We start from the raw sequence: 11,308 nt of genomic DNA, 5'->3' as shown, positions 1-11,308 counted from the left end.
CTGACGCGGCTCCGCCGCGTGCTGACGCCGACGCCAACAGTTCCATTCACGTAGCAGACGCACGAGCGGCGGAGCCGCCTACTTCTCCCGAAGCATCTCCGCGACGAGGAATGCCAGTTCCAGCGACTGCTGGGTGTTGAGGCGCGGATCGCATGCGGTCTCGTAGCGACCGGACAGGTCCAGATCGGAGATGTCCTGCGCGCCACCGAGGCATTCGGTCACGTTCTCGCCGGTCAACTCGATGTGGATGCCGCCGGGGTGCGTACCGAGTCCGTTGTGGACCTCGAAGAAGCCCTGCACCTCGTCGACGATGCGATCGAAGTGCCGCGTCTTGTATCCGGTCGACGCCTCGTGTGTGTTGCCGTGCATCGGATCGCATTGCCAGATGATCTGATGGCCTGTCGCCTGCACCTTCTCGATGATCGGCGGCAGCAGATCGCGAACCTTGGTGTTGCCCATCCGCGACACCAACGTCAACCGGCCCGGCTTGTTCGTCGGATCGAGGCGCTCGACGTATTCGACCGCCATTTCCGGCGTCGTGTTCGGGCCGATCTTGAGGCCGATGGGGTTGGACAGCAGTTCCGCGAACGCAATGTGCGCACCGTCGAGCTGCCGGGTGCGGTCGCCGATCCAGAGGAAATGTGCCGAGAGGTCGTAGAGCGTCGGGTTGCCGTCTTCGTCTTCGGACAGCCGCAGCATCGCACGCTCGTAATCGAGCACGAGTGCCTCGTGGCTCGCGAAGATCTGAGCGGACTGCAAGTTGGGGTCGGTCACTCGACAGGCATTCATAAACGCCAGACCGCGATCGATTTCCGAGGCGAGCTGCTCGTATCGCGCGCCCGCGGGAGACTCGGCGACGAACGCCCTGTTCCAGTCGTGCACCTTGTGCAGATCGGCCATGCCCGCACCGGTCAGCGCGCGGACCAAGTTCATCGCAGCGCTCGCATTTGCGTACGCGCGCACCAGACGGGACGGATCATGATCGCGCACAGCAGCATCCGCCACCAACGAGTTGACCATGTCACCGCGGTAGGACTTGAGACCCAGCGAGTCGATGTCGGACGACCGCGGCTTCGCATACTGACCCGCGATGCGCGCGACCTTCACGACGGGAACGCTCGCACCGTAGGTCAGCACGACCGCCATCTGCAGCAGTGTCCGAATGTTGCCCTTGATATGGGGCTCGGTGTTGTCGGCGAACGTCTCGGCGCAGTCGCCGCCCTGCAGGAGGAACGCCTCACCGCGCGCGACCTCGGCCAACTTGCGTTGCAGCTCCTGAACTTCGGAGGGGACGCAGATCGGGGGCACGCTTTCGAGCACGGTCCGCATCGCCGCGGCCTGATCTTTCGGCCAGCTCGGCTGTTGCGCGGCAGGCTTCGCCAAAGCAGCGGCCAGCCTGTCGCGCAGATCGCTCGGAAGCGGTGGCAACTCGGGCAAGCGATCGATCGGTACGTCGACAGTCCAGTTCACCAATACAGGATATTCGCAATACGACGCGTCGAAGGTGTTGGGTTGTCACACCTTGGGTTCAGCCCCTGGTTCGCTACCGTGACGAACGCTCGTTCACCGCAACGAACGAGCCCGCTCGATGGCCTCGAACTTCGCCAGATTGTGCCGAGCGTCGGCGAGCGCATCGTGCGCGTCTGCCGGTACGGGTGGAATTGTCGGGCTGCCGTTCTGCTCCCAGTACTGCTTCAGCTCGTGGGTGTAGCGCGGTAGCGAGCGCGGCAACGCCGTCATCGGGCCCCACAGCTGACACAGCGCGACGTGATCGTAGGCAGCAACCCAGGCCCACAGTTCGGGTTCGATACCCGCGCGCGGAAGTAGAAACGACAGCAGGTCGTCACGGATGCGTTCCCGACTGCGCCACGCGGGATGTGCAGGGGGCGGCAGCTTCGGAAGAACGTTCTGGCGGACCCACTTACCTGCCCGCTTCGGATCGAAATCGGTGGACACAGCGTAGAACTCGCGTCCGTCCTCACATACGACACCGATCGAGATCAGCTCGATGGTTCGGCCGTCTTCGATGAACTCATTGTCGTAGAAATAGCGCACGGTCGGCCACCCTATGCGACATCGAGCGCTGCCGGGTCGTGTGGGTCAGCCTGCCTGGGTATCCGGGTAGCGATCGGCGCGCGGCGCAACCGCGTCCGCGGACGGCTTCTTCTTTTTCAGCGATGCACCGTAGATGTCGACGTACTCCTGGCCGGACAACTGCATCAGCTCGTACATCACCTCGTCGATCACAGCGCGCTCGATGAAGCGGTTGCCGCCCATACCTTCGAACCGCGAGAAGTCGATCGGCGGACCGATCTTGACCGTGACCCGAGCCGGCCGGAACTTGGTTGTCCCCGGTGGCGTCACGAGGTTGGTGCCGATCATCGCGCACGGAATCACCGGCACACCTGTTTCGAGCGCCAATCTGGCCAACCCCGTCTTGCCCTTGTACAGCCGACCGTCGGGCGAGCGGGTGCCCTCGGGATACAGACCGACGAGCTTGCCCTTGTCGAGATAGATTCGCGCGGTGTTCATCGCCGATTCGGCGGCGTCGCCACCACTGCGATCGATCGGCACCTGACCGGTCGCTGTGAAGAAGATTTTCTGCAACCTGCCTTTGATTCCGGGAGTCGTGAAGTACTCGCTCTTGGCAAGGAAGGTGATTCGTCGCGTCGACATCAGTGGCAGAAACAGCCAGTCGGTGATCGAAAGATGGTTGCTTGCAAGGATCGCGGGACCGTCCGCCGGAATGTGCTCGAGTCCCTCGATGCGGGGGCGATTGACCAGTCGCAGTATCGGGCCCACCAACACGAACTTCAGCAGCCAATACAACATGGGACCCTTCCCGACGGACGTGACAAGACGCTCACAAGACACTCGACGCGTACTTTACCGAGGTTTCATTTACCGAGCTACCAGACAAGTGACCATGACGTGGCACGTCACGAGCAGCGTTCACGAGTTGCTGTCGGCGACAACCGCTCGCGCAAGTTCCGCAGCGCCGATCATGGCCGCAGCCTCACCGAGCTGGGTCGTCCGAATTCTGGCCAGCGGTCGATGCCCCGCCCCCGTCACCAAGGCCGCGTAGTGCTCGCGCGCCTCGTCGAGGAACAGCGGTGCCGAACTGCTCACCCCACCGGCAATCACGACGAGATCGGGATCGTAGATGTCGCTGACGAACGCGAACCCGATGCCGAGCCAGCGTGCGAAGTCGGCGACGGCTGCTATAGCGATCCGGTCGCCGTCCTGCGCTGCACCGGCGACGCGACGTCCCGTCAGCGAACCCGGATCGCGAGCGACCTCACGGGCCAGAATCGCCGAGTCGCCCGGATTGGCGGCGAGCAGTTCGATCGCCGTGTCCGCCAACGCCGTTCCGCTGCAATACCGTTCCCAGCAGCCACGCTTACCGCACGCGCAGGCACGCCCGTCTGGCACGACCTGCACGTGGCCGAGTTCGGGTGCGACACCGTGACTGCCGCGATACAGCTCGCCGTCGATCAGTAGTGCCGCGCCGATGCCCGTTCCGATCGCGACCATGACGACATTGCGCCCACCCGCTGCCGACCCGAACTTGTGCTCTGCCCACACCGCGGCGTTGGCGTCGTGCTCCAGGATGACCGGCAAGCCGAGCCGCTCACCGAGTTGCTTGCCGACCGGTGCGTCGACCCACGGTAGATGTGGCGCGAACCGGACGGTCGTGCGATCACTTGTGATGAAACCCGCCACCGCCAGCCCGACGGCGGCGATCTTGTGCCTGCTCGCGAGTTCGCGGACCGCCCGGTCGAGACCGTTCTCCAGCGCTTTACGCGACTGCGGAGTCGGTGCCTGGGTCGTGTCCAGTACCTGTCCCTCTGCGTCGACGACCGACGCCCGAATACTCGTACCGCCGACGTCGATTCCGACGGTCAGCGCCTTGCCGCGTTTGCGACTCACACCACCGGTGCCCATGAGGACGAATTGTGCCCACTCGAACGGTCCGCCGTTGCATTCGCGGGTTTTATGGTCACCGGAATGTTCACGAGTTTGTTCGGATCGGGCGTCGAAGCAGCTGCGGCGGCCCGCTGTTTACCTTCCGAGTCCCCCGCGGCACCGTTGGCGGCGTCCGCGAATTCCGGCGGCAGCTTCGGCTCGACCGGTATACCGGCCAAGGCCTCGCGCAGGACGATCACCACAGCCGTACCGTGATCTGCGAGGGTGCCGAGCAGGTCGTGGTGCTCCCCGCGCACCAGCGCGCTCACCGCGCACACGGGACACCAGTCGCAGCTCGACCACTCTTCCTGGTTCGCCCCGACCGCTGCACGACGAAGCGCAGGCTCGACCTTCTCGAGCAAGGCCTCGGCGAGCAGGCGCAGTTCGTCGCCGAAGTTCGCGTGGTCGTCTTTCGCATGGTCGCGATTGGAGTGGTCGGCTTTCGCCTTCGAGGACTTTTCCGAACTCATTTCGGCCATACCTTCTGATCAGGGCGAAACCGCACGACAAGACTCGTGCCGTCGAGCTCCGCCGACTCGACAGCACACCGGCGCAGTACCGACGCAAGACGCATTCGACGCCGGACTCCGTCAGCTCCCACTATCAAATCGTCCTCCGCTCGCGCTAGTTGCAGGCTCCTCGGTTCGACGACAGGAAGGTGCATGCGCATCGCGTACACCGAGTCGACTCCCGAACCCGATTCCAACCAGACCGTCACAGTCTGCGCGTCCCCGCCCCGTGCGGGTGGCGCGTCGGCCAGTTCAGCGTTCACCGCGTAGGCGAGCGCACCGAGAGAGGACAATCCTACCGGCTCCGGTCCGGTGTGCTGTGCCGTAAGGATCCGCACATCGGTCATCGATTCTTCGAACGCCGCGACGACGTCGAGCTGCTCCCCGCGCCGGTTCCGATACCACCGCACGGCCGGCGCAACGTCCTCGGACGCAATCTCGTCGGTGCCAGGCTCGTCGAGCGAGGGCAACACCTTGTTCACGACGACCGCATCGAGGCGCAGCCCGAGCAGCGCCAACGCCGATCTGGTTCGCGCTGCTTCTGCAAGGGCCAACCGCTCCGCGACGGTGATCAGCCGGACGCTGGTCCGATCCTGATCGGCGATCACAGCACGCACACCACCGAGTGCGACAGCGATCTTCTCGATCGTCGCCACGACGACAGCCATCCGCAGGTCGGTACCGATCGCGGCCGCAATTCGCTTGTGCTTCGGCCAGATTCGATCCAGATAGCCGAGAAACGCGTCCGGTGCGGCCAGCGTGCGCAAGGCGTCGGCAGTGGGTCCGCAGTCGACGACGACGGTGTCCCATTGGTCGTCGGACGCGAACTCGACGATCTCGATGAGACCCAGAATCTCTTGCGCGCCAGGCAAACCGGTCAGCTCGCCCGCATCGAGCGCGGTCAGTTCGGCACCGTGATCGTGGCCGGCGCCGACGCTCAACATCTTCGACGTTTCGCGGTAGCGCTCCTCGAGCAGCGCGAGGGTATCGATCTCGATAGCCTCCAACCCGTCCATCACGGAGTGGATCGCCGCAGTCGTGCCTGGATCGTGGGAGATCGATCTGCCGAGTGCGTCGCCGAGCGACTGCGCCTGATCGATCGACGCGAGCAGGACACGCTCGCCGGAACGCGCACGCGAGATGGCCGTCGCACACGCCAGCGTGGTCTTACCGACACCGCCCTTGCCGACGAAGAACTCGATTTTCGCCTGCTGCGCGGGGCGCTTACCGGTGCTCAGCCTTCGACTCGCTTCTTGAGTTCCTTCAGAGCCGTGTCGGTGATGACCTTTTCGGCCTTCCGCTTGAACATGCCGATCATCGGGATGTTCAGATCGACGGTGAGTTCGTAGGTCACCTCGGTGGTGCCGTCGGGTCGCGGTTCGAGCGAATAGGTCCCGTACTGCGCCTTCTGCAGTTCACCACGCACGAGTTCCCAGCTGACCGATCTACCGTCGGCAGACCAGTCGTAGACGAGGTCGTAGCTGTCGGTGACGATGCCGGCATCGAGTACGAACCGAACCTTGTGTGCGCGCTTGTCGGGACCCTGCTCGAGCACCTCGACCGTCTTCGCGGCCGCTACCCATGCCGGGTATCGATCGAAATCGGCGATGACGTCCATCACCTTGTCTGCGGGGGCCGCAATGAGGATCGACCTGTACGTCTTGTCGGCCATCGGGGCTACCGATTCCTTTCGCCTTGCAAACGTCATCGAGACCGGACTGCGCTGGCCGGAGAAGACGCCTGACTATCACACACGAAGCGCCGGTTACGGACAATCCCACCAGCGTCAGGCCGGCGGCTCTCCCGCGGCTCTACCCGCCTCCAGAAGCGCTTTGACCTCGAACGACATTCTCTTACCCGCGACTCGGCGGGCACGATTGGAAGGACCGAGATCACTCGGATCGAGCGCACCGACCGGCTCGGCATGCAGGAAGTAGTGCAGGATCACCCCGTCGAGAGCGGGTTCGAGCCACACCTCCATCGTTCCGACGATGGCGCCCGTGACCGTCCAGCGAAAGCCCTGCGGGCCGCGATTCTCGCGAACTTCGACGGTGAGGTCCGGCCACCACTGCCGCCATTTGGACGGCGACGATATCGCGTCCGCAACCCGCTCTGCGGGTGCCGCGACGAACGTCTGATCGGCGACCTGGATGCTACTCACGCGAGGAGCCTAATCGACCCGATCGGACGCTCCAGCAAGCAACCCGGCCAGCTTGGCCGCGATCACGTCCCAGCGCCAATCGGCGGCAACCCACTCGCGCCCTGCCGCTCCCATCGCCGCCGCGCGGTCACGATCGGAGAGCACGCCGATGACGGCCGCGCTGACCTGCGCAACCGACCGTCCGTCGACGACATGACCCGTTTCGCCCTCGCGGACCGTTTCGGGCGCGCCGCCCGAACGGCCGGCGATGACGGGAACACCGGTCGCCGAGGCTTCGAGGAACACGATGCCGAGGCCCTCGACGTCCAAGCCTGCACCTCGGGTCCGGCACGGCATCGCGAAGACGTCGGCGATCGTGTGGTGTGCCGCCAGTTCGGCGGACGGGACACCACCGGTGAACACGATGTGATCGGCGACGCCGCTCTCGCGCGCCAGCTTGCGTAGCGTGTCCTCGTAAGGTCCGCCGCCGACGACGACAAGTGTTGCGCCGTCGATCTTTTCGCGAATCGACGGCAGTGCCTTGATCAGGATGTCCTGGCCTTTGCGTGGTACGAGTCGCGACAGACACAGAATCGTCGGCTTGTCCCCGAGCGCATATCGTTTCCGCAGTTCCGCCCGCGCTGCCGGGTCCGGCCGGAACTTGTCGCTCTGCACCCCGGGTGGCAGGTGTTCCAGTGCCGCACGCGCACCGAAGGCCGATGCGAACCTGCCGCGGGTGTAATCGCTGACATAGGTGACGACGTCGGTGTGGTCTCCGATGACACGCAACGTCTGGCGAGCGGCGGGCAACATCGACCAGCCGACCTCGTGCCCATGTGTACTTGCAACAATTCGTTGCGCGCCTGCCCGCCGCAAGACGGGAGACAACACCGCGAGCGGTGCTGCGGCACCGAACCACACGCTGTCGCAGCCCCTCGACGCGATGAGCTTCGCCGCGCGCCGCGCAACCAGCGGCGTCGGCACCATCAGGGTCGTCGGGTGCCGGACGACCTCGAAGGGCTGTTCGGCGTCGAAACGGGTGTGCGAATCACCACGCCACCGTGGGGCGTAGACGACGAGGTCGTCTGCTGGAAGCCGCGTTGCAAGAGCATGCAGGTACGACTGGATGCCGCCGGGCCGGGGCGGGAAATCGTTGGTGACAAGCAGGGTACGAGCCATGCGGGAGACCTTACGGTGACACGCGATTCGAGGGCGGCGGTGCTGGGAGATCTGCTAGATCCAGCGGCACCGGCTGGTTACGTCTGCGGCTGCAGCCACTCCGACCAGCCGCGTACGAGGTCGGCCGTTCCGATGCCGAGTACCTCTCGCAGGACCCGGTCCACACCGGCCTCGTCGATCGGTCCACGTGCGAGCGCTCTGTACAGCGCAACGAGCGCGGGCTCACCGAATTCCGCTGCGACGTAGGCACATACGGCCCACCCCTGCTCGTAGGCAAGCCGAGCGGTAGCGCTCGCCGCGAAGTCTGCATCCGAAGGAAGGGCGACGGGGAGGCCGAACGCGTCCACCTCCGCGACGAGTGTCGGTGCGATCCGGCCGAGCGACAGACCTGTCCCCCGATAACCGGAATAGTCGGCGAAACCTTCGAGCAGCCACATCGGTGAACCGTCGACGGTCACAGCCCTCGTTGCGATGTGCGTGAGTTCGTGGCGCAATACCGCCCTGCGCGTCACGTCGTCGAGACGTTGCGCCGCAGTCGGACTGAAGACGACACGCTGCCCTGTCACGGGCGGTGTCCGGACGATGTCGGACACGCTGACCGCCGCGATCTCACTCCCGCTGTAGCTGCCACCGACGAGCTCGACGAACTCGTCGCGGCTCGACGTCGCGATGACGAGTGCGGACCTCGCCCAGTCGGTCCCCCAGAGTTCGGTGACAGAAGGAACGGCCGTGCTCACTTCGGCGGCAAGTGCGTTCACGTTGTCGGCGTCGTCGAGGTGACCGAGCACCACGGACGTGCGACCGTTTCCTGTGGGGACGGACTTCGCCAGCAGTGGTCCGAAATCCCAAGGGCCACGCCAGGTTACGCGATCTCCGACGGGTGCGTCCGATACCAGCAGCCAGGTCTCGCCGCGCCGTGCGAGGGTGAGGGCAACAGGCTTTCGCGTCGGCGCTGCGTCGGGTCCGGTGACGGCGTAGCGAAGATAGACCGGAGGCATCCAGACATCCGAGGCCTGCAGCGCGTCGGTGGTCTCGGGAGGAACCGGTGTTTCCGGTTCGGTGCCGATGTCGAAACCGAAGTCGGCGAGCGGAACGTTGCGCAGATTCTGCGCTCTGCGAACTTCTCGGTCGAGAAACCCTGCGGCGGCGTCACGGTCGAACAGGGCGGCCAGTGCTGCCGTGTCACCGCTGCGTAGCGCACGGGCCCAACTGTCGAGCAGCGTCTGCACATCGGCTTGTCGAGCGGTCGTGTAGGGATCGGGTGGTGCCGCTGATACTGCGGTCTGCTCTGCGTTGTCTTCTCGCGACTCGAAGGCGAACACTGCGCCGACGATTGCCAGTGCCACCGCGAGACCGAGGAGCGCGAAAAGCTCCCAGCGTGGTGTCCGCCGACCTAGGTCGGCGTCGAGGGGTGAAATCCGCTGTCCTGCGAATCAGTACCGGCGGGCGCCGTAGTACGGGTAGGAACCCATGGGCGAGATCGCGACCGGAACACCGAAGGTCGAGGCGTGGAGCACGTTGCCGTTGCCCGCATAGATACCGACGTGCGAGGCGTCCGAGTAGAACCCGACGACATCGCCGGGCTGCAGGTCGTTCTTGTCGACCGGAGTTCCCGCCGACATCTGGGCCTGGCTGGACCGCGGCAGCGTCTTACCAACCTGCTTGTAGGCCCACACGACGAGTCCGGAGCAGTCGAAAGAGTTCGGTCCAGCAGCTCCCCAGACATAGGGGCTACCGATCCGTGTGATCGCAGCCTGCAGCGCGCCCGTTCCCGATCCGGGAATCAGGCCTTGGAGCAGCACACTTGGATCGAAGCCAGGCGGAAACGCGCTACCGACGAGCATTGCCTGCTCTGCGCCGGACAACGCACCCCATGCCTGGGTGACCCCCGCGATCGCGACCTGGAGTTCGCTCTGCTTCTTCTGCAGATCGGCGCTGACGGCCTTGGCCTGCTCCGACGCGGCCTTGGCCGCCTCGACCGAGACCTTCGAAGCCTGCTCTGCGGCCGCCGCCGCGGTGATCGCCTTCTGGAATTCGGCGACATCGGATGCAGCTTCGGTCCCGAGCACGTCGAGCGCGGACATCTGGTCGAGCATCTGCTGAGGCGAATCGCTGGTCAGCACGGCGAACAGGCGATTGGGACGCGCGCCCTGATACGTCGCGACAGCGATGCGGTCGATGACGGGCTGGTACTCGGCGATTTTCGCCTGCTCGACCTTCACGAGGTCCTGATCGGCAGCAAGCTTGGCATCGGCAGCCTTTTGCGCCTCGACCTTCTTGTCGAGATCTATCTGCGCGTTGTGCAGAGACTCGTTGATCTGTTCGGATTCGCGAGCAAGGGTGGTGAGCTGCTGCATGGCATCGCTCGCGTTACCGGGCGGCAGCGCGACGGGATCGGCGACAGCCGTCCCTGTCGGTGCCGCGGCCAATGCGACGCTGAGCAGACCTACTGCGACTGCGCTGCCTATCGAGCGCTTCACGCGGTGTGACGCCACGGAACAGTTCTCCGTTCATCCGTCTTTCGCCGGACCGAGGTGGTCCGGCGCTTGCTTCGGCTGCGACGGACAGCCTTGGAAATCAGCCTTTGACCTCGTCAGTTGCGCGGAGGTCTCGGTTAGGTTACGGAATGGCATACGGCGCTGTCCAGCCGAGGTCCGGTCTCGCCATCTCGAGGTGGTAACGCGCCGCGGCCGCGTCGTTGCGGTCCGAGCCAGGTGTCGAGCCTGAGGTCGGCCGAAGGATCCGTAACTCCCGGCCGACTCTTGGACCGTACACGGCGAAGAGCGGGCTGGTTTCCCAGCCCGCTCTTCTCGTCGTGAATGTCCGAATGCCTCGCAGGCGTCGGATCAGGGGTCGATCAGACGCGGCGTGCCGCGTAGATCGCCATCGAGTTCAACGGCGCGTAACGCACCGGCGTGCCCGACGTGGAGGCATGGATGATGTTTCCGTCGCCTGCGTAGATCCCTGCGTGTCCGCCACCGTTGTAGATGATCACATCGCCGACCTGCAGGTCCGACAGCGACACGGGGACGCCTACGCCGGCCTGTGCGCCACTGGTACGCGGGAGGCCGATGCCGGCCTGCGCGAATGCCCACTGGACGAGACCGGAGCAGTCGAAAGCGTTCGGGCCGGCTGCGCCGTAGACGTACGGTGCGCCGAGCTTGGACTGCGCTGCCTCGACTGCACGCTGGCCGGCACTGAAGACCGGTGCGGGCGGTGCGAAAGGCGCGCCGGGGGTACCTGGGAACTGCGGGATCGGAAGGTTCGGAACCGCAGGGACGTCGAAGGTTCCGACGCCCGGGATGTTGAACGGCTCGGCCATCGCCGGTGCGGCCGGAAGAATCATCGCGCCGAGTGCCATTGCCCCTGCGACGGCTGCCCGACGCGCGGGTCGATGAGAATTGGATGACGCCATGAAAAAGTGCTCCGTTTCTTCCACTCATCCACCGGCCGGGTTAGCCTGCCGCTTTCACGGTAATTCCTTCGGAGTTGGTGTCGTACATGAAGAAAGGTG

General features: G+C 65.0%; 12 protein-coding genes. All 12 read right to left on the bottom strand.

Annotated elements, in window-relative coordinates; translation table 11 throughout:
- Positions 1-78 precede the first annotated feature (78 nt).
- The 12 genes from ACHIRB_RS21630 to ACHIRB_RS21575 all read right to left on the bottom strand — a co-directional run bounded on the left by ACHIRB_RS21630 (position 79) and on the right by ACHIRB_RS21575 (position 11,209).
- A complete protein-coding gene (locus ACHIRB_RS21630) occupies positions 79-1,470 on the bottom strand; it encodes a class II 3-deoxy-7-phosphoheptulonate synthase (RefSeq protein ID WP_395127773.1) in 1,392 nt (463 codons plus the stop codon).
- Positions 1,471-1,563: 93 nt separating this feature from the next.
- On the bottom strand, positions 1,564-2,055 hold the full coding sequence (locus tag ACHIRB_RS21625; RefSeq protein ID WP_395125730.1) for a polyadenylate-specific 3'-exoribonuclease AS: 492 nt from the start codon (positions 2,053-2,055) through the stop codon (positions 1,564-1,566).
- A 45-nt stretch (positions 2,056-2,100) separates the two neighbouring features.
- Positions 2,101-2,832, bottom strand: coding sequence for a lysophospholipid acyltransferase family protein (locus ACHIRB_RS21620; RefSeq protein WP_395125731.1), 732 nt, complete (start codon positions 2,830-2,832; stop codon positions 2,101-2,103).
- Between the two features lie 120 nt (positions 2,833-2,952).
- The gene (locus tag ACHIRB_RS21615; RefSeq protein WP_199706826.1) at positions 2,953-3,945 is read right to left on the bottom strand and encodes an ROK family protein; all 993 of its coding nucleotides are present in this window, start codon (positions 3,943-3,945) and stop codon (positions 2,953-2,955) included.
- Positions 3,927-4,436 (bottom strand): hypothetical protein, encoded by a 510-nt coding sequence (locus tag ACHIRB_RS21610; protein ID WP_395116877.1) that lies wholly within the window; start codon positions 4,434-4,436, stop codon positions 3,927-3,929. Before ACHIRB_RS21610 ends, ACHIRB_RS21615 begins: the two co-directional genes overlap by 19 nt.
- Positions 4,433-5,677, bottom strand: a complete 1,245-nt coding sequence (locus ACHIRB_RS21605; protein ID WP_395127774.1) for an ArsA family ATPase — start codon at positions 5,675-5,677, stop codon at positions 4,433-4,435. Before ACHIRB_RS21605 ends, ACHIRB_RS21610 begins: the two co-directional genes overlap by 4 nt.
- Before the next feature lie 32 nt (positions 5,678-5,709).
- Positions 5,710-6,147, bottom strand: coding sequence for an SRPBCC family protein (locus ACHIRB_RS21600; RefSeq protein ID WP_199706828.1), 438 nt, complete (start codon positions 6,145-6,147; stop codon positions 5,710-5,712).
- A gap of 114 nt (positions 6,148-6,261) precedes the next feature.
- Positions 6,262-6,636 carry an SRPBCC family protein gene (locus ACHIRB_RS21595; protein ID WP_395116879.1) on the bottom strand — a complete coding sequence of 125 codons (375 nt, stop codon included), beginning with the start codon at positions 6,634-6,636 and terminating at the stop codon, positions 6,262-6,264.
- Between the two features lie 9 nt (positions 6,637-6,645).
- Positions 6,646-7,794, bottom strand: a complete 1,149-nt coding sequence (locus ACHIRB_RS21590) for a glycosyltransferase family 4 protein (RefSeq protein ID WP_395125732.1) — start codon at positions 7,792-7,794, stop codon at positions 6,646-6,648.
- A gap of 77 nt (positions 7,795-7,871) precedes the next feature.
- Positions 7,872-9,140 (bottom strand): hypothetical protein, encoded by a 1,269-nt coding sequence (locus ACHIRB_RS21585; protein WP_395125733.1) that lies wholly within the window; start codon positions 9,138-9,140, stop codon positions 7,872-7,874.
- An 87-nt stretch (positions 9,141-9,227) separates the two neighbouring features.
- Positions 9,228-10,289: a C40 family peptidase gene (locus ACHIRB_RS21580; protein ID WP_395116885.1), complete on the bottom strand. Its 1,062-nt coding sequence runs from the start codon at positions 10,287-10,289 to the stop codon at positions 9,228-9,230.
- A gap of 362 nt (positions 10,290-10,651) precedes the next feature.
- Complete coding sequence (locus ACHIRB_RS21575) at positions 10,652-11,209, bottom strand: C40 family peptidase (RefSeq protein ID WP_395116887.1); 558 nt, start codon at positions 11,207-11,209, stop codon at positions 10,652-10,654.
- Positions 11,210-11,308: the final 99 nt, after the last annotated feature.

The organism is Antrihabitans spumae, assembly GCF_043944905.1.
In the GTDB taxonomy this organism is placed as follows: domain Bacteria; phylum Actinomycetota; class Actinomycetes; order Mycobacteriales; family Mycobacteriaceae; genus Antrihabitans; species Antrihabitans spumae.
Note: the sequence above shows the minus strand (reverse complement) of the source record. Positions and strands in the feature narration are given on the sequence as shown.